This window comes from Snodgrassella sp. (assembly GCF_024103505.1).
Taxonomy (GTDB): Bacteria; Pseudomonadota; Gammaproteobacteria; order Burkholderiales; family Neisseriaceae; genus Snodgrassella; species Snodgrassella communis.
Genome location: NZ_JAGGIJ010000001.1, coordinates 527,753 through 550,772, shown reverse-complemented (window position 1 = coordinate 550,772; position 23,020 = coordinate 527,753). Strand labels below are relative to the sequence as shown.

Below are 23,020 nucleotides of genomic sequence, written 5' to 3'. Positions count from 1 at the left end.
ATCGATAATTCAAGCTTATATTTGCCTATAAAAAAGCCTGTAACTGTTGTTACAGGCACCAATACAGGCTATATGGATAAAAACTTGTTTTTACAAAGCCGAAGCCGATAAATAATTATCCGCAGCAGATAAAAGCCTATCCTGAGGCGGTGCTATTGCCATGCTGCTATCGGCATAGTCTGAACCCATAGTCGCCATTGCTTGACAAAGTAATGATATATCAGCGTAATTGATACCATTATTTATCCTGTTTGTATCAGCAATAGCATCAACCATCGGGTTAATTCCGCTAGCTGTCAAACAGTTATAATAAAAATCATCATTTGCATAAGGCAGCGGGTTAAAAGCGTAATTAAGAATTTCATTGACATAATTATCTGGCGCTACGTTCTCTACAGCACTTCTGAAAAGGCCGGAGACATCATTATCAGCCCGTCTAGTAGTTGCAGAATTGAACAGGCGGCTACCGATAGCAGAGTCTGCTTCAAATTGAGGGATCTGAGGCATATCAGCTGGTTTTCGTTTTGTAATCAGGCTTAATAAAGTTTGCCCGTGCTTGCCATCTTCAGTAAATATAATATTGCCTAAAGCAGAATTTCTGCCTCGGTCGTTGAATTTATAACCGGGCAAATAAATAGCATCGCCTTTAACCCCGTTTTTAATCACTATTCCGTCTTGATAAGCAGCAAAAGTCAGTGATTTTAACTGATCAACCTTAATATAAGACAATCCATTATGGTCTTCAATAGTCGTGATGCCGTCGCCATTTTTAATCACATACATATCGTCTCCCAAACCGCCATTCAGATAGTCATTGCCTTTACCTCCATTGAGCAAATCATTACCGGCTCCGCCATATAAATTATCATCGCCCAAGCCCCCATACAGTTGATCATCGCCCTCATCGCCTTGTAAATTATCATTTCCACTACCACCACTGATAAAATCGTTACCATTTCCTCCGAAAATAACATCATTACCACTGGTTTTTGTATTGTTGCTATTTACAGGCTCTTCACTGTCACCATAAATAATGTCATTGCCATCGCCACCATAAATTACATCATCCCCGTTACTGCCAATCAGCCGGTCATTACCAATACCGCCATCAATGAAATCATTACCATAGCCACCATTAATATAATCGTCTCCTCCTTCACCATATAAAACATCATTTCCAGAAAAACTTTTTAATTCTTGCAAAACATCTCCATATATCCTGTCATTACCTTCTCCGCCATATATCACATCATCGCCAGTAAATTTAGAATTTTCGGTTGTAATTAAAATAGGATTTTGAGAACCATCCGGGCCAATGCCCCAACCAATAATATTATTGAAATCACCAATAATCAGATCGTTGCCATTTCCACCGTAAAGATGATCATGGCCACCACCACCATATATCGTATCATTGCCATCACCGCCATCAACTTCATCAGCACCATATCCGGCATCAATGGTGTCATTACCATTTCCGCCAAACAGATGATCATTGCCGTTTATTGAACAGTCAGCATCGACAAAATTTTTATTCTCATCACCCCATATCTTATCATCGCCATCGCCGCCAAAAATCCAATCGTCTCCACCGCCGCCTATTAATCTATCATTGCCGGCACCGCCATCAATATAGTCAGCACCCTGAATTTTTTTGTTATTCTCATCATCGCCGAAAATAACGTCATCACCTTCATCGCCATAAAGCTCATCATTACCATAACCACCATACAGCGTATCATTGCCGGTACCACCCCAGATATGATCATTGCATGTTAATTGCGATAAATCTCTATTCTTATCATCAGAATCACCATATATGATGTCATTGTTATCACCACCATACAGAAAATCATTGCCACCACCACCTACAATCAAGTCATCGCCGGCACCGCCATAAATGGTGTCATTGCCATGATATCGGGTATCGAGGCTTTCTCTTGCTGTGATTCCGCCATCATCGCCATACAGCTTATCATTGCCATCGCCGCCAATAATCATATCATTGCCGCCACCACCAATGATTTCATCATCACCTTCGCCACCATCAATGTGATCATCTCCATGTGCCCAGCCAGCAAGAGAGTTTAATAAACCCCGACTAACAATACCATCGCCATATAAAATATCTTTGCCCTTGCCACCGACAATATAATCATTGCCACCCATACCAAAAACGAGATCATCTCCTTCTTGCGTACTGCCCGGGGCTACCGAATCGCCTTCGATATAGTCATTCAGATTACCGCCGATAATACAGTCATTGCCGTCATCACCATATAAGAAATCACCCCCATATGACATACCGTCCGCAGCAGAGACAGGATCATCAAAACAGTCGCTAACGCCGAAAATCACTTGACTACCAGCCATAAATATCCCCCAGTTTGGGCCTGCATGAACCAGTTTATTACCATAACCAGGCATCTGCCAGCGCTCATTTGGCTTATTTCGTTTAGGTATCGTTAAATGATTATTGGCCAAAATAAAATCATTGCCGGCACCCCCTTTGATGGTATCGGAACCACCGCCGCCTACGAGCAAATCAGTGCCATCGCCACCCAGGATCAAATCATCACCGGCCATGCCATCAATAGCATCGCCGCCATCCAGCCCCCAAATCTCATCATCTTCGGCTGTGCCATAAATGACATCCTCAAAGCCGCTTTCTTGTACACCACCGATAATACTGCCGTCGGCATTGCGCTTATCCCAATCATCCTGATAATACTCTTCAGAAGACTTTGCCCCTCCCCCAGAAGCGCCGTCTGTATGAGTGATTTTCGGGTGCCAGTCGCCCAGAATTTTATTTTTTTCTTAGGTGGGCGCATATTGGGTAAATTAATGCCGAGTTTATTCCCTTTAAGCTCATTCCATCCCTCAATAATAAGCATATCTTTATTGTTTTTCATTGATTGAATGCATAAACCACCGGATTTATTCAACCACACCTGCCATTGATTATCCTCTGACTGCCATACATTCAGCTCTTTTCCTATCCACTGATAGGATGAAAAATCCTTATTGTCCAGATAGATATAGCCATTACCATCACTATCGATAATGCGATCCTGCCCATCACCGGCATTGAAATAATAATAGTCTGTTCCCTCACCGCCAGACAATAAATCATTGCCACTACCGCCAATCAGCTTATCATTGCCGGCACCACCATATAAATAGTCATCGCCAGCGCCGCCATCGATAACATCATTGCCGCGACCACCTATAATCACATCGCCTAAACTACCGCCAGAATTTATTCCATTAGCATTATCAGAAAGCATCAGCACCACATGGCCGGCTTGAGTTACCGCACCATTGGTTACCCAGCTCATGCCGGTATTCTCATCACGAAAACGAATCACATCATCTTTACCAAAACCATATCGCGCTCGGATAGATTCAACCAGCTCTTTCTGTTGCCGCAGTTGCGTGGTTAGCTGCTGATTAATATCAATCTCGGGAGCCGGAGTAGGTGCCAGCCCATGGAGTAGGGCACGTACATAATCATTGTGCTCTACTGCCTTAGCGTATTTCATCTCCTGAATAGCCCAGCAGCGGATTTTAATCCAGTCTTCACCTACATCATCCACACTTCTTTGCTGCGGCGTAAAATCCGGATTCAATACCACTACCGGATTCAACTGCAACAACGCATGTAAATACTGAGATACCTTAGCGGTTTCTCCCTTGCTGGTTAAATCCTGCAAAATACCCAGCACACTATTCGGCGTAGAATCAATATATTCCAGCTCATATTTGAATTCATACGCATCTGTTGCGCCCGCTACCGGCTTGCGGTGACCGGATTTAGGCTCAAACACAAACCCCAAGCCCTTATCCAGAAAGTTAGTCTCATTAATCGAAGCCAGTAGCGCGCTGGAACTATCGGCCAGATTTTCATTCAATACCGCAGCGATAATCCATTTAGTCATACCTGCGCCGCCCACCAGTTGCCAGTTATTGACCAGCCGCTTTTGCGTGGCCGCAGCAGTATTCTGATTGGCAAAAAACTTGCCGGTAAGCCTGTTTTCCGGCGTAGCATAATCCTTATACCAAGTATGAGTGGAGCCATAAACAAGGATATTATCGCCAGCCATTTCCTTGGCAAAAGCAGTGAACGCAGCCGCCATATCCGTATCTTTGCACCACTGCTGCGCCTGCTGCTGCTCCGCACTGGAAACCGCCACCTTTTTATAGCCAAGTACATTAGCCAGCTTCTCCACATCGGTGCCTACTACAATATTAGCAATAGGAATATTAATTGAATAAGCGGCAGCTTTGATAATATAGTCTAATGGCGCAACCTCACCGTTGGACTTATTCACGTAAATGTAGCCCTTCTGCGCATCCCGCATCACCCCATATAACATCAGGCTTACCCATGAGCCTGTCAGCCCGGTGCCCTGAGTAGCCCGCATATGCTGCCACATATTTTCCACAACCTGCTTACCGCCAATCACCTGACCATTGCTGCCGGTAGCCGAAGCATGGTTCTGAATAATCGACATCGGCGTATACAGCGTCCAGTAGCCGATATCCAGCTTATTGTCTTTAAACACTTTTACATGAAATTCTAACATTTCGTCATAGGTAATATCTTCACCGCCTTGACCGTTTGCCAGTTTGTCTTGCAGCATGGCCAGATAGCCCAGCGCCATATCGCGCCGTACACTGTCAACCCGCGCCTGGGGGAGCTTTTGCTTATGGTCTTTGGCTACCGCCTGCATAAACTGCAAAGCGCCATTGCCGGTGATGGTATCCGCCGTGGCCACCCCCAATGCCCAGTGAGCATAGTCATAGCCCTTTTGCGCCAGCGCCTGATACACTTCGCCAATGGCCGACAGCTTGCCGGATTTGATTTGCTCGCTCCAAGCTTCTATTTCTTTTTTAGTTAAGACCTGTGGTTGAGACATCTGCTTACCTCTTTCATCAGTTGTTAACAATATAGACATAAATAGCAGGAATGTTTACACCTTCCCTGCCTGCTTCTTAATTAATGCGCCTTTATCCGTAACCACCCAGCTATCCAGTATGCCGGCTATATTTTTTTGGGTTTGCTGCCAGAGTTTCAAATACTGGCGGTTATAAGTTATGCTTATCAATATGGGTAAATTATCAAGATAAAATCGATGGTTGCATTGCTGAACATCGCCAACAAAATCACACAGGATATAGGTTTTAATCTCACCTTGCGCATTTTTGGACATCAAAATATCCGGCCCGGCGATATTATCCTGCCACGGCTGATTGGTGCTGGGATCAATCCCATTATTGGCTTTAAAAAAAGTTAAGCCATGTACTTTTTGTGGTTGTTCAAAATATTCAAAGTGCCAGACTTCTTTTTTAGCTTCCTGAGTGTCAGTAAACGCTTTATTAAAATTAAGTGGCTGGTGTGGATCAACAATATTGTAAACAATGGTATAGCCCCACGGAAACGGCTTGCCTACAGGAATCAGGGTTTCATTGTCACGCAGATAATCCTCTTCTGTTTGCTCTCTTCTGGTTTTAACCGCGCCATCTGTTAGCCGGTACTGAAAAGCAAAGCCTTCAATAGGCAATTGGTAAGTAATCGGCGGGCGCTGATACTTTTGCGCTTGTTTGCTGGAATCAAAATCGCCCGGGTCGCCGATATAGCGTACCCAGGTAAACACCACCCCGCCGGGGATGCTTACCGGCTTGCCGCCCAGATTACCAATAGAATCATAGCGGCCAAATCTGTCCTGATGACGTGCCAGCACCGGCTGCTGCGCCGCTTTCTCGCTGTTCTGCCTAGCATCATCACAACCGGCCAGCAGTAGCAGGCAGCTTAAACAGATAAGCTTAAAACACGGTTTAAATATGCTCTTCATACTGATTTATCCTCTATAGCTAATATAGAAATTATCACAGTTTTATCCTAAAAGAAATAATTAGTTATACAAAATTTAATCTATGTAATGAAATAATAAACTAAAAGCAACAATCATTTTTTACGATTAATGCACAGTAGTGGGGATAAGTAGAATCTAATGGCGAAAAAGCATAGTTTGATAAAAATAAATGGCAAGATTTTCTGCCCGTGATGGCTGCCAGTTTTTTTATTAAAAGCGGTAATTTAGACATCTGCTTACCTATTTCATCAGTTGTTAACAATATAGACTTAAATAGCAGGAATGTTTACACCTTCCCTGCCTGCTTCTTAATTAATGCGCCTTTATCCGTAACCACCCAGCTATCCAGTATGCCGGCTATATTTTTTTGGGTTTGCTGCCAGAGTTTCAAATACTGGCGGTTATAAGTTATGCTTATCAATATGGGTAAATTATCAAGATAAAATCGATGGTTGCATTGCTGAACATCGCCAACAAAATCACACAGGATATAGGTTTTAATCTCACCTTGCGCATTTTTGGACATCAAAATATCCGGCCCGGCGATATTATCCTGCCACGGCTGATTGGTGCTGGGATCAATCCCATTATTGGCTTTAAAAAAAGTTAAGCCATGTACTTTTTGTGGTTGTTCAAAATATTCAAAGTGCCAGACTTCTTTTTTAGCTTCCTGAGTGTCAGTAAACGCTTTATTAAAATTAAGTGGCTGGTGTGGATCAACAATATTGTAAACAATGGTATAGCCCCACGGAAACGGCTTGCCTACAGGAATCAGGGTTTCATTGTCACGCAGATAATCCTCTTCTGTTTGCTCTCTTCTGGTTTTAACCGCGCCATCTGTTAGCCGGTACTGAAAAGCAAAGCCTTCAATAGGCAATTGGTAAGTAATCGGCGGGCGCTGATACTTTTGCGCTTGTTTGCTGGAATCAAAATCGCCCGGGTCGCCGATATAGCGTACCCAGGTAAACACCACCCCGCCGGGGATGCTTACCGGCTTGCCGCCCAGATTACCAATAGAATCATAGCGGCCAAATCTGTCCTGATGACGTGCCAGCACCGGCTGCTGCGCCGCTTTCTCGCTGTTCTGCCTAGCATCATCACAACCGGCCAGCAGTAGCAGGCAGCTTAAACAGATAAGCTTAAAACACGGTTTAAATATGCTCTTCATACTGATTTATCCTCTATAGCTAATATAGAAATTATCACAGTTTTATCCTAAAAGAAATAATTAGTTATACAAAATTTAATCTATGTAATGAAATAATAAACTAAAAGCAACAATCATTTTTTACGATTAATGCACAGTAGTGGGGATAAGTAGAATCTAATGGCGAAAAAGCATAGTTTGATAAAAATAAATGGCAAGATTTTCTGCCCGTGATGACTGCCAGTTTTTTTATTAAAAGCGCTAGTTTAGACATCTGTATAGACTTAAATAGCAGGAATGTTTACACCTTCCCTGCCTGCTTCTTAATTAATGCGCCTTTATCCGTAACCACCCAGCTATCCAGTATGCCGGCTATATTTTTTTGGGTTTGCTGCCAGAGTTTCAAATACTGGCGGTTATAAGTTATGCTTATCAATATGGGTAAATTATCAAGATAAAATCGATGGTTGCATTGCTGAACATCGCCAACAAAATCACACAGGATATAGGTTTTAATCTCACCTTGCGCATTTTTGGACATCAAAATATCCGGCCCGGCGATATTATCCTGCCACGGCTGATTGGTGCTGGGATCAATCCCATTATTGGCTTTAAAAAAAGTTAAGCCATGTACTTTTTGTGGTTGTTCAAAATATTCAAAGTGCCAGACTTCTTTTTTAGCTTCCTGAGTGTCAGTAAACGCTTTATTAAAATTAAGTGGCTGGTGTGGATCAACAATATTGTAAACAATGGTATAGCCCCACGGAAACGGCTTGCCTACAGGAATCAGGGTTTCATTGTCACGCAGATAATCCTCTTCTGTTTGCTCTCTTCTGGTTTTAACCGCGCCATCTGTTAGCCGGTACTGAAAAGCAAAGCCTTCAATAGGCAATTGGTAAGTAATCGGCGGGCGCTGATACTTTTGCGCTTGTTTGCTGGAATCAAAATCGCCCGGGTCGCCGATATAGCGTACCCAGGTAAACACCACCCCGCCGGGGATGCTTACCGGCTTGCCGCCCAGATTACCAATAGAATCATAGCGGCCAAATCTGTCCTGATGACGTGCCAGCACCGGCTGCTGCGCCGCTTTCTCGCTGTTCTGCCTAGCATCATCACAACCGGCCAGCAGTAGCAGGCAGCTTAAACAGATAAGCTTAAAACACGGTTTAAATATGCTCTTCATACTAATGTATCCTTAGTTAGAGTCATAAATAGCAGGAATGTTTACACCTTCCCTGCCTGCTTCTTAATTAATGCGCCTTTATCCGTAACCACCCAGCTATCCAGTATGCCGGCTATATTTTTTTGGGTTTGCTGCCAGAGTTTCAAATACTGGCGGTTATAAGTTATGCTTATCAATATGGGTAAATTATCAAGATAAAATCGATGGTTGCATTGCTGAACATCGCCAACAAAATCACACAGGATATAGGTTTTAATCTCACCTTGCGCATTTTTGGACATCAAAATATCCGGCCCGGCGATATTATCCTGCCACGGCTGATTGGTGCTGGGATCAATCCCATTATTGGCTTTAAAAAAAGTTAAGCCATGTACTTTTTGTGGTTGTTCAAAATATTCAAAGTGCCAGACTTCTTTTTTAGCTTCCTGAGTGTCAGTAAACGCTTTATTAAAATTAAGTGGCTGGTGTGGATCAACAATATTGTAAACAATGGTATAGCCCCACGGAAACGGCTTGCCTACAGGAATCAGGGTTTCATTGTCACGCAGATAATCCTCTTCTGTTTGCTCTCTTCTGGTTTTAACCGCGCCATCTGTTAGCCGGTACTGAAAAGCAAAGCCTTCAATAGGCAATTGGTAAGTAATCGGCGGGCGCTGATACTTTTGCGCTTGTTTGCTGGAATCAAAATCGCCCGGGTCGCCGATATAGCGTACCCAGGTAAACACCACCCCGCCGGGGATGCTTACCGGCTTGCCGCCCAGATTACCAATAGAATCATAGCGGCCAAATCTGTCCTGATGACGTGCCAGCACCGGCTGCTGCGCCGCTTTCTCGCTGTTCTGCCTAGCATCATCACAACCGGCCAGCAGTAGCAGGCAGCTTAAACAGATAAGCTTAAAACACGGTTTAAATATGCTCTTCATACTGATTTATCCTCTATAGCTAATATAGAAATTATCACAGTTTTATCCTAAAAGAAATAATTAGTTATACAAAATTTAATCTATGTAATGAAATAATAAACTAAAAGCAACAATCATTTTTTACGATTAATGCACAGTAGTGGGGATAAGTAGAATTTAATGGCAGAAAGTATGGTGGTATTTGTTTGGGATGAAAAATGGTAGAACCGATATTTTTATTTTGTTATTAAATGGTTGATGTCGGATAAATGAATTTTTTTGATTAAAATGTCATTAATAGGCAAATACTATGCATCTTTGCTGTTTTTAAATAGGCTTGCAACTTTTAGTTACCTACATATGGCTTATTTCGTTTCAGCATAATTTTCTTTATATTCATCAAAATTGTAACTGTTTATATATGTTATAGTTATTTGCAAATGACTTAACTTTGAATGATTTCTGTATTGACACAATTTTGATATGCAAATAGTTACCTAATTACTTAAAAATCTGTATATAGGCAGTAAGCATAAGATATTGCAGGAATTTGGTGGAAATTATTGACTTTATGAAAAAACATTATGGTTTAAATTTAATGTATTGTATATAAATAATTAAGTTGCTTGGAATAATTATATATTTTTTATATACCTTATGTTCGATATGGCTGTATTTATTTTCTTTGCTCAGAATTTTTAAATTGTTCACTGGATGATGGATTTATCAGTAACATCTATAAATAATTTGAATTTCCTTTACATATGTTTTATGTTATATATAGCAATATAAATATAAAAGATGAGGTGTGAGAGAATGGAATTACAAAAATTTTTAAATAATTATGTGGATAAGGCTTTTGAAGATAGTGGTTTGTCTTCATACCCAGCTCTGTTACGTCCTGCATCAAAACCTGAATTTGGCCATTATCAGATTAATGGGGCTATGGGAGCAGCAAAATCCTTGAAATTAAATCCTAGAGAGATTGCTGAGAAAGTTGTAAACAATTTATCTTGTTTGAAAGATGAAGGAATTGTTGATAGCATCGAAATATTGGGTTCGGGCTTTATTAATATTTTTTTATCAGGCAGCTTTCTTAGTCAGAGGGCATTCGAATGTTTGTTTGATGAAAGGCTAGGCGTAAAAAAACAACCAAAACAAATCATACCGATTGACTACCCATCTGCTAATTTGGCTAAAGAGATGCATGTCGGCCATTTGCGTGCCAGTATTATTGGTGATGCTTTAAATAGAGTATTAAGATTTTTAGGGCATGATGCTTTCAGTCAGGATCATGTTGGTGACTGGGGCACGCAATTTGGAATGCTTATTACTTATATGGTTGAGACGGAAAAGGTTGGGCAGAGTGATGTTGCATTGGCAGATTTAGAAGCGTTTTATCGGAATGCAAAAAAGAGATTTGAAGAATCAGAAGAATTTGCACAAACAGCGAGAAGTTATGTTGTGCAATTACAAGGTGGAGATGAAAAGGTTCTGGCTTTATGGCGTCGCTTTGTACAAGTATCTCAAAAGCATTGTCAGGAAGTCTATAAAAAGCTTGGATTGCTGGTTAATGAAAGTAATTTGAAAGGTGAATCTTCATATAATGACGATTTACAGCCAACTGTAGATGAGCTTGTTCAAAAAGGTATAGCGGTAAATAGTGATGGTGCGAAAGTTGTATTTTTAGATGAGATTAAAGATAAAGACGGTAATCCAACTGCATTTATTATTCAAAAGCGTGATGGTGGTTTTCTGTATTCAACTACTGATCTGGCATGTATCCGCTACCGTGTTAGGCATTTGAAAGCAGACCGGATTATTTATGTTGTTGATGTCCGCCAAAGTTTACATTTCAAAGAGTTATTTGCCACAGTTCGTAAAGCGGGATTCGCGACTGAAAAGACTCAGTTAGAGCATATTGCCTTTGGTACTATGATGGGAAAAGATGGCAAACCATTTAAAACCCGTGATGGCAATACGATTAAGTTAATTGATCTGTTAAATGAGGCTGTTGAAAGAGCGTCAGAGCTGGTACGTCAGAAAAATCCGGCGCTATCGAATGAGGAAGTTACTAAGATATCAACTGCTGTAGGGATATCGTCGATAAAATATGCAGATCTATCTAAAAACAGAACGAGCGATTATATTTTCAATTGGGAAGGTATGCTGTCATTTGAAGGGAATACTGCACCTTATTTACAGTATGCTTATACTCGAATTCAAAGTTTGCTTAATAAAAGCGGGCAATCAATTGAACCCAATGCTGATCATGTTATTCTGGCAACAGAGCAGGATGAAAGAAATCTGTTATGTTTATTGTTGCAGTTTGAGGATGTAATTATTACTGTGGCTAAGGATTGTATGCCTCATTATCTTGCAAGCTATCTGTTTCAATTGGCCTCTTCATTCTCTAAGTTTTATGAGAAATATCCGATTTTGAAAGAAAAGGATGAAATCAGAAATAGTCGTTTACAAATAGCCAGATTAACAGGAAGAACTTTAAAGCAGGGGATGGATCTTTTAGGGCTGGATGTATTAGACAAAATGTAGATAATAAAAAAGCCTGTAAATTCAGGCTTTTTTATTTAAATGTCTATTTCTGTTGTCCATTTAACAACTTGTAATGGTATTTCTGTTTTAATATTACACACGCCTGGTAACAATGCTAAGGTATTAACCTGAAAATTTCTATACTCTTCTAAATCGGTACACAATACCCGTAATAAAAAATCATTTTCTCCTGCCATAACATAACATTCTTGAATTTGTGACAATAATTTTACTTCATAAATAAATCTTTCAATGGCAGCAGAGCTGGTGTTGGCAATATCTATTTTTATTCTGACATATACTATTAGTTGTTTATTAATGGTTTTTTTATCAAGCAATGCTACGTATTGTTTTATAAATCCGGCGTCTTCCAATATTTTAATGCGACGCAGGCACGGGGATGGAGATAATCCTACTTTTTTGGCAAGTTCATTATTCTGAATGTTACCTTCTCGTTGAAGTATTCGGAGTATTCTTTTATCTATGTTATCCAGTTTCATAATAAATACCTCATTGTTCGTACAGCAATTACATTGAAAATCGTGCATTTTGTATCAATAATTTTTATTTTATCGGTATCATATTGCTTCATTCCTTATGAGGATGTTTGGAGTTATATGCTGCTAATTTCTCTTTGATATGCTCCTTGTGTTTTTGAGATTAACAAAAAATATAAATCTGGTATTTCTGAGCTGTTTTGTTGGTTAAACCGGCAAATATTTCAGGCTGGGTTGCTTTGGTGATTTTAATCTCAGGACAATGACTGTTTTATCATTTATAAGAAGTATAAACCCTCTTTTTTGCAGCGAAAGCCTTTGGCAGGTATCTCAGCCCCTGCTTTTTTAATATTGATACAGTTTGATGCTCAGCTAGTTTTTTCATACTTCACCAATTCCTTTTGGTTCAATGATAGAGAATTTTAAACATTTTTGCAGTACTTTTTAAGGAGTATTTACAATTAAAATCTGATTCTATCAATCTAAGATTATTTGATACAAAATTCTAAAATACAGTACATATAAATAATTAAAAAAATTTAATTTCAATGAAAAAAAGCCATAATAGCTTCGAATTCAGTAGATTCATGTTAAATAATGTGTTGAGGAGTTTTGATAATGTCAGGAAATTTCGGTGTTAATTCAGAATGCGGTAAATTGCGCAGTGTTATGGTATGTCGCCCTAATTTAGCTCATAACAGATTGACTCCATCTAATTGTCACGAGCTTTTGTTTGATGATGTTATCTGGGTTGAAAAGGCTCAGCGTGATCATGATAATTTTGTAAAAATAATGAAAGATCGCGGTATCCATGTTATTGATGCAAATGTTGCGTTAAGTGAAGTATTACAAAATAAAGAACATAGAAATTGGATTCTTGATCGTCTTTTCGTTCCTCAAAACATTGGGGTTCATATGCTAAGTGATGTACGTGCTTGGTTAAATGAGCTTCCGGCTGAGAATCTGTCTGCATATTTATTCGGTGGTATTACTAAATCAGATTTACCTTTCAAAACAAGTTGTGATCTGATGTTCAATTATATGAGTGAAGATGATTTTTTAACTTCTCCAGCTCCAAATGCTCTTTTCCAGCGTGACCCAAGCTGCTGGATTTATGGTGGTGTGAGTTTAAATCCGATGTATTGGCCTGCACGCCGCCCTGAAACGCTAATCATGCGAGCAATCTATAAATTTAATCCTTATTTTGCAGGAAAAGCCAAAATCTGGTGGGGCGACACAGATGAAAATCTGGGAACGTTATCTGTAGAGGGTGGCGATGTAATGCCAATTGGAAACGGGATTGTGCTGGTTGGTATGGGCGAACGTACAAACCCGCAAATGGTATCTCAACTGGCAAAAAGTGTTTGCGGTAAAGAGAATGGGGCAACAAGGGTAATTGCCTGTCAAATGCCCAAATCGCGTGCTGCTATGCATCTGGATACTGTGTTTTCAATGTTAGATTATGATTTGTTTTCAGTTTTCCCGGAAGTTGTCGATCAGATTAAGTGTTACAGCTTATATAGAAGTGGTGCAGAAGATGAAATCGCTATTGAGGAACATAAAGGACAACATTTTGTTGATGTTGTTGCTGAAGCAATGGGCAAGGTAACGGGTTCACAAGTTACGCGTATCCAAACTGGCGGCGATAATTTTCAGGCGCAAAGAGAGCAATGGGATGATGCCAATAATGTGATTATGCTGGACAGACGGGTTTGTATTGCTTATGACCGTGATACTTATACGAATAAGATTATGCGTGATCACGGTGTAGAAGTATTGGAAGTGGATGCAGGTGAATTAGGACGTGGGCGTGGTGGCGGTCATTGTATGACTTGTCCGATTATCCGTGATTCAATCATTTAAATTTAAATAAAGGAAATTCATTATGGCTTTTAATTTGAAAAATCGTAACTTACTGAGTTTAGTTCATCATACTGAACGTGAAATTAATTATTTGATTGATTTGGCTCGCGATCTTAAAAGGGCTAAATATGCTGGTACTGAAAAACAGTTACTGAAAGGTAAGAATATTGCTTTAATTTTTGAAAAGACTTCAACTAGAACGCGTTGTGCATTTGAGGTTGCTGCTCATGATCAAGGTGCAAATGTAACTTATATTGGTGCTAGCGGATCACAGATCGGGCATAAAGAAAGTATGAAAGATACTGCCCGTGTATTAGGACGGATGTATGATGGGATTGAATATCGCGGTTATAAGCAATCTATTGTTCAGGAGCTTGCTGATTATGCTGGTGTTCCTGTATGGAATGGTTTAACCGATGAATTCCACCCAACACAAATGCTTGCTGATGTGTTAACTATGCTGGAGTATTCTAACGGTAAACCTTTAAATGAAATTAAGTATGCATATGTTGGTGATGCACGTAATAATATGGGTAATTCATTATTATTAATTGGTGCAAAATTAGGAATGGATGTACGTATTTCTGGCCCTAAATCATTATTGCCTGAGCCTGAATTGGTGGCAATGTGTGAGAAATTTGCCAAAGAAAGTGGTGCACGCATTACTGTTACTGATGATGTGAAGAAAGCTGTAAAAGATGTAGATTTTATTCATACTGATGTTTGGGTTTCTATGGGTGAGCCTATTGAATCTTGGGGTGAACGTATTGATGCATTAACGCCATATCAGGTAAATAAAGAATTGATTGCGGCAACAGGCAATCCACGAGTTAAGTTTATGCATTGTTTGCCAGCTTTTCATAACTCTGAAACCAAAGTGGGCAAGGAAGTTGCAGAACAATATCCACAATTTAAAAATGGGATTGAAGTTACTGAGGATGTATTTGAGTCTCCTATCAATATTGCATTCGAACAGGCTGAAAACAGGATGCATACCATTAAAGCAGTTATTGTATCCAGCTTAGTTTAAGATAAAAACGATTGGAATTAATATGAGAATTGTTATTGCTTTGGGTGGTAATGCATTATTGCGAAGAGGAGAGCCGTTAACGGCTGAGAATCAACGCCAGAATACTAAGATTGCATGTCAGCAAATTGCTAAAGTTTATCCCGGGAATGAATTGGTTATTGCGCATGGTAATGGCCCGCAAGTTGGTTTAATTGCATTACAATCTTTGTCATATACTGATGTTCCTTCATACCCATTAGATGTTTTAGGAGCTGAATCTATTGGGATGATTGGTTATATGATAATGCAAGAGTTGGGTAATCTTCTTCCTCTGGAGACGCCATTAGCTACATTATTATCTCAGGTGGAAGTTGATAAAAATGATCCTGCATTCTTGAATCCAACTAAACCTATCGGTCCTGTTTACACAAAAGAAGAAGCAGAAAAGCTTGCGAAAGAAAAAAATTGGAGCATTGCTCCTGATAATGATAAGTACAGGCGTGTGGTTCCCAGTCCGATTCCTAAACGTATTTTTGAAATTAGACCTGTAAAATGGTTGTTGGAAAAAGGTACGGTGGTTATTTGTGCTGGTGGTGGTGGTATACCGACATTCTATGATGATGATGGTACTTTAAAAGGTGTAGAAGCAGTAATAGATAAGGATCTTTGCTCTGCTGTTTTGGCAAAACAGGTTGCGGCTGATATTTTTATCATTGCAACGGATGTATCAGCTGCTTTTGTTAATTGGGGAAAACCCAATCAACAGGCCATTAAAGAGGCTCATCCGGATACGCTAGAAAAAATGGGCTTTGCTGCTGGTTCTATGGGGCCAAAAGTACAGGCAGCCATTAATTTTGCTAGGGAAAATCCGGGAAAATCAGCGGTAATTGGTTCTTTGGCTGATATTGATGATATTGTTAAAGGTATAGCTGGTACGAAAATTAATACATCTTTTTCTACTGAGTTAACATACTATTAACTAAAGCAAACAAGGTATCGTATATGATAAATGCGATACCTTTTTTTTAAGGATTCTTTATTATGCAATCTGAAAAAAATACGCAACCAAAAGAAAAGAAAAAATCCTTATCAGCATTTAGTATTTTATTTATTATTTTGGCTTTGCTATGGATTATTTCTAAATTGCTATCCGGTCATTCATTTACGCCGGTCACGCTCCCTGAAAATTCAGAAGTAGTCTCTACAGTTATTTCTCCATCACTGAGTAATCTTGTGATGGCACCATTCAAATCCTTTCAAAATTCAATCAATATAGCAGTATTTATTCTTGTCTTAGGCGGGTTTATCAATGTAGCGATGAAGACAAATTCCTTGGAAGCAGGTATTTCTGCATTGGTTCAGAAGTTAAAAGGAAAAGAATTGGTGCTTATTCCGCTGCTGATGTTTTTGTTTTCTATTGGCGGTACTGTATACGGGATGGCGGAAGAAACTATTGCATTCTATGTTCTTATTACTGCAACTTTGGTGGCCGCTGGTTTTGACACTCTGATAGCTGTGGGGGTTATTCTCTTAGGAGCAGGAGCGGGTGTATTGGGATCAACCGTTAATCCTTTCGCTACTGGTGTGGCCGGTGATGCGCTTAAGGGCGTTGGCTATAATCCTAATCAGGGAACCATTATTACGGTAGGAACAGTTCTTTGGCTCTCAACGCTTGCTTTTTGTATTTGGTATGTGATGAGATATGCCAAAAAAATTAGAAAAGACAAAACGCTTACATTATTGTCGCAACAAGAACAAACTGAAATGAATTTGTATTTCAATAAAGAGAATACAGAACATCTTAGTTTTGGACGACGTGAAAAAAATATTCTGATCCTGTTTGCATTCACTTTCATTGTTATGATAATTTCATTGATACCATGGGGTGAATTCAATATAACTGTTTTTAATGGCTGGACGTCATTTTTAACTGGTAGTAATTTCGGCGATTGGACTTTTGGTGATTTAGCAATGTGGTTTTTACTGATGTCAGTAGTCATTGGTGTGGTGGCGAGGATGTCAGAAAAAGATATTATTGATAATTTTATTGCGGGTGCGTGCGATATTTTATCAGTAGTTTTGATTATTGTTGTTGCCCGTTCTATTTCGGTATTAATGGGGGAAACGCATTTAGATCTATTTATTTTAGATAAGGCACAAAGTCTGTTAACTGGATTGTCGCCAGTTATCTTTGTTCCTGTAGCCTACTTGATTTATTTAGGTCTGTCTTTCTTAATTCCTTCAACATCTGCTCTTGCCTTTGTTTCTATACCAATTTTAGGACCGCTAACTGCTAAGTTAGGTATGGATCCTAATATTATGATTATGATTTTTGTGGCTGGTAGTGGTTTAGTGAATTTGATTACGCCAACATCTGGCGTTGTCATGGGTGGCTTGCAGCTATCTAAAGTAAATTACAGTACTTGGTTAAAATTTATGGGGCGTCCAATCGCTGTTATATTAATTATGAATATAGTTATTTTAACGGTATCGATGATGGTGCTGACAAGCTGATTGTCAAATTTATACTGGCTATTTTTCTTTATCCCCCCACTAATCTTTGGCAGGTTACAGGGGGGTACTTACGATAGACTGGGAAGCAGATTTTGAGAAGTAGTTTTTTTTCGCAGGATAAATTCAAACTGAGAATTTGACGGTATGTTTTTATTTAGAGTAATATAATAAATTAGTTGCACCCGTAGCTCAGTTGGATAGAGTATCTGGCTACGAACCAGAGGGTCGGGCGTTCGAATCGCTCCGGGTGCACCATCTGGCAAATTATTCTTATTAGCTATATAAATGGAGCTTTAGAATTTTGAGTTTGGTATGAGTTTATATCAAGCTTTTGTCATTAAATTCTATATGAGAGCTCATTATATAATTTTCTAAATTAATCATCAGCTACTACTTCAGGCATAAGCCAGTTTTAAACAGCTGGTTTTGTTTTCGTGCTGTATTTTATGCAATCAGGTGGTTACTATGCATTAAAATATTTCAGCCAGAAGTAGGATATATTTTATTATAAAATCCAAAATAAATAAGTTGAATGTGGTCAATGGATTCGATGAGTGACTGCGGCCGAAATCAATGTTGCTTTAAAACGTTCAATATAATTGAGGACTTCAATTGTGAGGTGTTTAATACTGATACTGTGGTAATCAGCAGGCAGGATTACCTGAACTAGTCGAATTATGCTTGTCCGTTAAAAATATGTGTAGATGGTGGAGTGAAATATACGAAAAAATGTCCTTTAACTGGTTGTAATCATAAGGTATAACTCTAGATTATATTCAATCAGACAATTTATATGTAAATGGTTATGGTGAACGGTTTAATTGTACTTAGTGTATAAAAGTATTAGATTTATACCTTTGGGTGGGTGAACCAGAGTAAGTAAGGGTGTTAACTGGAGAATGGCTGACGGTTTATAACCAAGAAATACTTCATGAGATGCTAAATGATATGACATCTGATGAATATAAAACACTAGAACCGCTGCGTAATTTAGTATGTGAATTGTGAGCTGAGATGCTGGTATTTACAGAGGTTTTCTGATTCTGGTGTGGTGATAAGATGACTTGATTTTTTCACTAGGAGTGACCATATAGGTTGATTATTTTGCCGAGATAGTAATGATGACAGAAAGTAAGATGGCTAAGGCAGATCAGTTGACGCGTTTTATGTTTGATGATTGCCCGGTGCGTGGCCTGCATGTAAATTTGCAGCAGGTCTGGCAGCATGTAGCTAAGAATAAGGCTTATCCGAAAGCGATCCATCGGGCATTAGGGGAGCTGACTGTTGCTGCGGTATTACTGGCCAGTAATCTGAAGTTTGATGGGAATCTGATTGTGCAGGTACAAGGTAAGGGTGTGCTGAAAATGTTGGTAGCGGAGGCTACATCAGCAGCTACCTGCCGGGCAACTGCGCGCTGGGATGAGTCTGCGGTAATTGATGAAAATATGCAGTTGGCGGATTTGCTCGGTGAAGGCGGCATGTTTGTGCTGACATTACAACCGGCGCAAGGTGAGTCATGGCAGGGGGTAGTGGAACTGGCCGGTGACAGTATTGCACAGATGCTGATGAATTATATGGCGCGTTCGGAACAGTTGGCGACTTATATTACGCTGGCGGCAGATGATGATCATGCTAGTGGGTTGTTGCTGCAAAGACTGCCAGAACGGGATATTGAGGAAGATAGCTGGACGGAATTATCTGCTCTGGCTGGTACGCTTACTGAGGATGAGTTGTTGCAGTTGGATGCTGGGACTTTATTGTACCGGCTGTTCCATGAACATGAGGTAAGGTTGTTTGCGCCGCAGGATGTGGAATTTGCCTGTACCTGTTCCCGTGCCAAGGTGGGTGATATGCTGCTGTTGCTTGGTGGACAGGAGGTAGGTGAAGCGGTAGTGGAGCAGGGCAGTATTGAGGTGAATTGCGATTTCTGTTATGCGCGCTATGTGTTTGATGAGGCGGATGTGAATGCTCTGTTTGGCAGTGATGTGGTGGCAACGGCACAGCAGGAGCTGGCGGCGCGGCAGTTGAATCATTAGTACTGAGCTTGCAAGAAAGCAGCCAGCGGTATTCGCGGGCTGCTTTTTTTGCAGGCTGATTATGGTAATTCTGTTGTTTTAATGCTGCATTAATATTTCTATTTCTGTGGTGGTTTTAGGCACGGAGGCGGTAAGAACTTCGTTGCCAGTTTCGGTAACCAGTACGTTATCTTCGATGCGGATGCCGATGTTATGGAATGCTGCTGGTATGTCATCAGCAGCGCTGATATACAAGCCGGGTTCGACTGTGGTTACCATGCCGGGCTGTAACAGGATTGGCTGTTCATTTTCATTAAAGCGACCGCCCACATCATGGACATCCAGACCGAGCCAGTGGCCGAGGCCATGCATGTAAAAGCGTCGGTAGGCTTTAGTTTCGATATTTTGTTCAAGGCTACCGTGCAGTATACGCAAATCTATGAGACCTTGGGTCAGCATGTTGATGGCTGTGGCACTGATGGTTTGCCAGTTGGCTTGTTTGATGGTAGCGGCAATACAGGCCTGATTAACGTCCAGTACGATGTCGTAAACATCTTTTTGCGCGCTGTTGAAGCGGCCGCTGACGGGGAAGGTACGGCTGATGTCACCTGCATACATCTGGTATTCGGCACCGGCATCTATCATGAGTAGTTCGTTGTGCTGAAGCTGGCAGTTATTGCTGACGTAATGCAGACAGCAGGCATTTTTGCCGCCGGCGACGATGCTGTTGTAGGCAGGGTAACGCGCTCCGCGCTGCATGAATTCGTGCAGGATTTCGGCCTCTATCTGATATTCATATTGTCCCGGGCGGGTGGTCTGCATGGCGCGGATATGCGCCTGTGCGCTGATTTCGGCGGCCGTGCGCATTAATGCCTGTTCATGCTGGTCTTTAATGAGGCGCATTGGATCGAGTATGGTGGCAAGATTGACCATGCTGTCTGGTGCGAGGGTGCTGCCATTGGCACTGCGATAGTTGGCGATGCGAGCCACTTCGTACCATAATTCGATTAGTTTCGGGTCGTTCTCAGGATACAGTCCCCACAAGGCAAATAGGCGACGATGTCCTGAGAGGGCCTTTCTGAGGTAAGTTGGCCATTGGCTGATGTCGTCGCTGGCATCAAAGGCAAATGTTTCTCGTGCTGCTGTATGACCATAGCGAAAACCATTCCAGATTTCGTGTTTGGGATCTTTATTGCGGCACAGTAGGGTGGCGCTGTGTTCTCGGCCATTTAGTATGAGGGCTGCGCCAGTTTCGGGAAAGCCGGTTAGGTAATGGAAATAGCTGTCTTGCCGGAAAGGGTATTCTGTGTCGTTGCTGCGACGTTGCTCGGGAGCGGCAAAAAGAATGGCAATGCCATCTTCGCCGATTTGTTCCAGTACTTTCTGACGGCGTTGCTGATAAATGGTAATGTCGATAGGCATTGTTAGTATTTCTCCTTACTGCTGTTGCGACGAGCAGTTTGTATGTGTTGAGCCAGCCACAGTGCCAGTGCTGCACCGATGAGGTCGGCAATGGCATCTATTATATCGCCCTGGCGGGTGGTGAACAGTGCCTGAATGGTTTCGCTGGCTGCTGCCCAGCTGATTGCGGTGATGATAAGCAGGCGTTGAGGTATGGTGATGTTGGCACTGAAGCAGGCTTTGGCCAGTAACCAGAACTGACCGAAAAACAGGCCAAGGTGGCAGATTTTGTCGAATTGTGGAATGGGTACTGGATTGCCGCTGGCTTTGAAAAACAGAAAATAGATGCTGGCGATAAACCAGCAGATGGCCAGTAATACCCATTTGTTGAGGTAGGCGGTTTTCATAGGGAGTTGGTTTCGTTCAGCCATTGCTGGCATAGGGAAGCCAGACGGTTAAATTTGCTGCCACGCTGTTGGAAGAGTTGCTGCCATTGCTGCACTGTCTGTGTATCCGGTGCTTGATCAAGGCTGCATTCGTTTAACCAGAAATCAAGAATTTCGGCACACTCACCGGCTGAAGCTGTTTGGAAAAGTTGGGTTGTGGCTTGCATGAATCTGTTGGTATTAATGGTTTTAGGGCGGTGAAGAATAAAAAACGGACTGGATTACAGTCCGTTTTGTTTTATTCAGTTTCCAGTACGGCGGTGGTGTATACGTTCTGGACGTCATCCAGATCTTCAAGTGCATCCAGAAGTCGCTGCATTTTTTCTGCTTCGGCTCCGGCCAGTACGGTTTCGTTGACTGGGCGCATGGTTACTTCGCCATCTGCGGCATGAAAGCCAGCAGCTTCGAGTGCTTCTTTGATGCTGCTGTACTGATAGGGCTCGGTGATGACTTCTTTGGAACCGTCTTCCTGTATGATGATGTCTTCTGCGCCTGCTTCCAGTGCGGCTTCCATTAGGCTGTCTTCATCGACATCCGGGCTGAAAAGCAGATAGCCCTGATGGGTAAACTGGAATGCCACGGAACCGTCGGTGCCCAGATTACCGCCATGTTTGGTAAATGCATGGCGTACGTCGGCTACGGTGCGGGTTTTGTTATCGGTGAGGCAGTCTACCATGACTGCTGCGCCACCGATGCCGTAGCCTTCGTAACGCAATTCTACGTATTCAACACCCTCGAGGTTACCGGTGCCTTTGTCTATTGCACGCTGGATATTGTCTTTGGGCATGTTGGCATCGGTGGCTTTATCCATTGCCAGACGCAGACGCGGGTTGGCACTTGGGTCGCCGCCACCCAGTCTGGCGGCAATGGTAATTTCTTTAATCAGGCGGGTGAATATTTTGCCGCGTTTGGCATCCTGACGTCCTTTACGATGCTGGATATTGGCCCACTTGCTGTGTCCTGCCATTTTGAAATCCTTGTTTTTGCGATAGTTTTATGCGTTAAAACAAAGCCAAAGCTTGAGGCTTTGGCAGGTTTGAACGCCATCAAATAATTGAAATATGGTGTTAATTTTACCATATTGCGTTTTTATTGAGTAGGCTGCTATCTGATTTGTATAAATGGGCTAATCTGAGCTATTTTGTACGGTTGTTTTGCCAGTGTTTTAGCCAGGCGATGCAGCCGGCGTGGACGATGGTGTAGGTTTCGCTAAAGTTGCCGCTGAAATAGGGATCGGGTACGTAATCGTATTCGCTCTCTGGTAGTAAATCGGTAATTTTATAAACTTTGTCCGGCCGATTGCCGCCAAAAATCCGTGCTAAGTCTTGCAGATTTTTATCGTCCATGGCGATTATATGATCGTAAATGGCGATATCTTCCGGCCGTACTTCGCTACTTTGGAAGCCATTGGTGTTGATGTTGTGTGCATGCAGAATGTTTTTACTGCCTTGATGCATGTCTTCGCCGTTGTGCCAGCCGGAAGTACCGGCGCTGGCAATTTCAATCTGCTGACTTAGACTTTGTTGGGTAACCAGTTCACGCAGGATGTATTCAGCCATGGGTGAGCGGCAGATGTTACCCAGACAGACAAACAATACTTTGGTGGCAGGCATA

At 41.4% G+C, this 23,020-nt stretch carries 18 protein-coding genes and 1 tRNA gene; 7 read left to right on the top strand and 12 right to left on the bottom strand.

Annotated features, from left to right (window positions below):
* Window positions 1–90: 90 nt before the first annotated feature.
* The 6 genes from J6578_RS02400 to J6578_RS02375 all read right to left on the bottom strand — a co-directional run bounded on the left by J6578_RS02400 (window position 91) and on the right by J6578_RS02375 (window position 9,129).
* Complete coding sequence (locus J6578_RS02400) at window positions 91–2,622, bottom strand: calcium-binding protein (protein ID WP_353846646.1); 2,532 nt, start codon at window positions 2,620–2,622, stop codon at window positions 91–93.
* Entirely contained in the window at window positions 2,568–4,919 is a 2,352-nt protein-coding gene (locus J6578_RS02395) for a calcium-binding protein (RefSeq protein ID WP_287953809.1), read from the bottom strand. The genes J6578_RS02400 and J6578_RS02395 overlap by 55 nt, the downstream gene beginning before the upstream one ends.
* A gap of 54 nt (window positions 4,920–4,973) precedes the next feature.
* Window positions 4,974–5,855 carry a hypothetical protein gene (locus J6578_RS02390; RefSeq protein WP_287953808.1) on the bottom strand — a complete coding sequence of 294 codons (882 nt, stop codon included), beginning with the start codon at window positions 5,853–5,855 and terminating at the stop codon, window positions 4,974–4,976.
* A gap of 307 nt (window positions 5,856–6,162) precedes the next feature.
* Window positions 6,163–7,044, bottom strand: coding sequence for a hypothetical protein (locus J6578_RS02385; protein ID WP_287953808.1), 882 nt, complete (start codon window positions 7,042–7,044; stop codon window positions 6,163–6,165).
* Between the two features lie 280 nt (window positions 7,045–7,324).
* The gene (locus J6578_RS02380; protein ID WP_287953808.1) at window positions 7,325–8,206 is read right to left on the bottom strand and encodes a hypothetical protein; all 882 of its coding nucleotides are present in this window, start codon (window positions 8,204–8,206) and stop codon (window positions 7,325–7,327) included.
* A 41-nt stretch (window positions 8,207–8,247) separates the two neighbouring features.
* Window positions 8,248–9,129, bottom strand: a complete 882-nt coding sequence (locus J6578_RS02375) for a hypothetical protein (protein WP_287953808.1) — start codon at window positions 9,127–9,129, stop codon at window positions 8,248–8,250.
* Window positions 9,130–9,924: 795 nt separating this feature from the next.
* Here J6578_RS02375 and argS point away from each other — a divergent pair.
* Window positions 9,925–11,661, top strand: coding sequence for an arginine--tRNA ligase (argS, locus tag J6578_RS02370; protein ID WP_287953807.1), 1,737 nt, complete (start codon window positions 9,925–9,927; stop codon window positions 11,659–11,661).
* Between the two features lie 35 nt (window positions 11,662–11,696).
* Here argS and J6578_RS02365 read toward each other — a convergent pair whose 3' ends face one another.
* Window positions 11,697–12,161 carry an Lrp/AsnC family transcriptional regulator gene (locus J6578_RS02365; protein WP_037406440.1) on the bottom strand — a complete coding sequence of 155 codons (465 nt, stop codon included), beginning with the start codon at window positions 12,159–12,161 and terminating at the stop codon, window positions 11,697–11,699.
* Window positions 12,162–12,776: 615 nt separating this feature from the next.
* On the opposite strand from J6578_RS02365, the gene J6578_RS02360 reads away from it, so the two are divergent.
* From J6578_RS02360 to hslO, 6 genes are all read left to right on the top strand, one after another.
* Entirely contained in the window at window positions 12,777–14,021 is a 1,245-nt protein-coding gene (locus J6578_RS02360) for an arginine deiminase (protein ID WP_287953806.1), read from the top strand.
* A 22-nt stretch (window positions 14,022–14,043) separates the two neighbouring features.
* A complete protein-coding gene (locus J6578_RS02355) occupies window positions 14,044–15,051 on the top strand; it encodes an ornithine carbamoyltransferase (protein WP_037406443.1) in 1,008 nt (335 codons plus the stop codon).
* Window positions 15,052–15,073: 22 nt separating this feature from the next.
* Window positions 15,074–16,009, top strand: a complete 936-nt coding sequence (arcC, locus tag J6578_RS02350) for a carbamate kinase (protein WP_093090970.1) — start codon at window positions 15,074–15,076, stop codon at window positions 16,007–16,009.
* Window positions 16,010–16,071: 62 nt separating this feature from the next.
* Entirely contained in the window at window positions 16,072–17,544 is a 1,473-nt protein-coding gene (locus tag J6578_RS02345) for a YfcC family protein (protein WP_037406448.1), read from the top strand.
* Window positions 17,545–17,722: 178 nt separating this feature from the next.
* Window positions 17,723–17,799 (top strand) — tRNA-Arg (locus J6578_RS02340).
* Window positions 17,800–18,665: 866 nt separating this feature from the next.
* Window positions 18,666–19,580: an Hsp33 family molecular chaperone HslO gene (gene hslO, locus J6578_RS02335; protein ID WP_287953861.1), complete on the top strand. Its 915-nt coding sequence runs from the start codon at window positions 18,666–18,668 to the stop codon at window positions 19,578–19,580.
* A gap of 78 nt (window positions 19,581–19,658) precedes the next feature.
* On the opposite strand, the gene J6578_RS02330 is transcribed toward hslO, so the two are convergent.
* From J6578_RS02330 to J6578_RS02310, 5 genes are all read right to left on the bottom strand, one after another.
* On the bottom strand, window positions 19,659–20,981 hold the full coding sequence (locus tag J6578_RS02330; protein WP_287953805.1) for an aminopeptidase P N-terminal domain-containing protein: 1,323 nt from the start codon (window positions 20,979–20,981) through the stop codon (window positions 19,659–19,661).
* 2 nt (window positions 20,982–20,983) lie between these two features.
* On the bottom strand, window positions 20,984–21,367 hold the full coding sequence (locus J6578_RS02325) for a VanZ family protein (RefSeq protein ID WP_100149758.1): 384 nt from the start codon (window positions 21,365–21,367) through the stop codon (window positions 20,984–20,986).
* Window positions 21,364–21,573, bottom strand: coding sequence for a dioxygenase (locus J6578_RS02320; protein WP_093090962.1), 210 nt, complete (start codon window positions 21,571–21,573; stop codon window positions 21,364–21,366). The genes J6578_RS02325 and J6578_RS02320 overlap by 4 nt, the downstream gene beginning before the upstream one ends.
* Window positions 21,574–21,644: 71 nt before the next feature.
* Window positions 21,645–22,373, bottom strand: coding sequence for a YebC/PmpR family DNA-binding transcriptional regulator (locus tag J6578_RS02315; protein ID WP_093090960.1), 729 nt, complete (start codon window positions 22,371–22,373; stop codon window positions 21,645–21,647).
* A gap of 169 nt (window positions 22,374–22,542) precedes the next feature.
* The gene (locus tag J6578_RS02310; protein WP_100149757.1) at window positions 22,543–23,019 is read right to left on the bottom strand and encodes a low molecular weight protein-tyrosine-phosphatase; all 477 of its coding nucleotides are present in this window, start codon (window positions 23,017–23,019) and stop codon (window positions 22,543–22,545) included.
* Window position 23,020: the final 1 nt, after the last annotated feature.

Excerpts from the sequence above, each read along its gene's own strand:
- J6578_RS02395 (WP_287953809.1), bottom strand. The coding sequence starts at position 4,919 with ATGTCTCAACCACAGGTCTTAACTAAAAAAGAAATAGAAGCTTGGAGC.
- J6578_RS02390 (WP_287953808.1), bottom strand. The coding sequence starts at position 5,855 with ATGAAGAGCATATTTAAACCGTGTTTTAAGCTTATCTGTTTAAGCTGC.
- J6578_RS02385 (WP_287953808.1), bottom strand. The coding sequence starts at position 7,044 with ATGAAGAGCATATTTAAACCGTGTTTTAAGCTTATCTGTTTAAGCTGC.
- J6578_RS02380 (WP_287953808.1), bottom strand. The coding sequence starts at position 8,206 with ATGAAGAGCATATTTAAACCGTGTTTTAAGCTTATCTGTTTAAGCTGC.
- J6578_RS02375 (WP_287953808.1), bottom strand. The coding sequence starts at position 9,129 with ATGAAGAGCATATTTAAACCGTGTTTTAAGCTTATCTGTTTAAGCTGC.
- argS (WP_287953807.1), top strand. The coding sequence starts at position 9,925 with ATGGAATTACAAAAATTTTTAAATAATTATGTGGATAAGGCTTTTGAA.
- J6578_RS02365 (WP_037406440.1), bottom strand. The coding sequence starts at position 12,161 with ATGAAACTGGATAACATAGATAAAAGAATACTCCGAATACTTCAACGA.
- J6578_RS02360 (WP_287953806.1), top strand. The coding sequence starts at position 12,777 with ATGTCAGGAAATTTCGGTGTTAATTCAGAATGCGGTAAATTGCGCAGT.
- J6578_RS02355 (WP_037406443.1), top strand. The coding sequence starts at position 14,044 with ATGGCTTTTAATTTGAAAAATCGTAACTTACTGAGTTTAGTTCATCAT.
- arcC (WP_093090970.1), top strand. The coding sequence starts at position 15,074 with ATGAGAATTGTTATTGCTTTGGGTGGTAATGCATTATTGCGAAGAGGA.
- J6578_RS02345 (WP_037406448.1), top strand. The coding sequence starts at position 16,072 with ATGCAATCTGAAAAAAATACGCAACCAAAAGAAAAGAAAAAATCCTTA.
- hslO (WP_287953861.1), top strand. The coding sequence starts at position 18,666 with ATGACAGAAAGTAAGATGGCTAAGGCAGATCAGTTGACGCGTTTTATG.
- J6578_RS02330 (WP_287953805.1), bottom strand. The coding sequence starts at position 20,981 with ATGCCTATCGACATTACCATTTATCAGCAACGCCGTCAGAAAGTACTG.
- J6578_RS02325 (WP_100149758.1), bottom strand. The coding sequence starts at position 21,367 with ATGAAAACCGCCTACCTCAACAAATGGGTATTACTGGCCATCTGCTGG.
- J6578_RS02320 (WP_093090962.1), bottom strand. The coding sequence starts at position 21,573 with ATGCAAGCCACAACCCAACTTTTCCAAACAGCTTCAGCCGGTGAGTGT.
- J6578_RS02315 (WP_093090960.1), bottom strand. The coding sequence starts at position 22,373 with ATGGCAGGACACAGCAAGTGGGCCAATATCCAGCATCGTAAAGGACGT.
- J6578_RS02310 (WP_100149757.1), bottom strand. The coding sequence starts at position 23,019 with ATGCCTGCCACCAAAGTATTGTTTGTCTGTCTGGGTAACATCTGCCGC.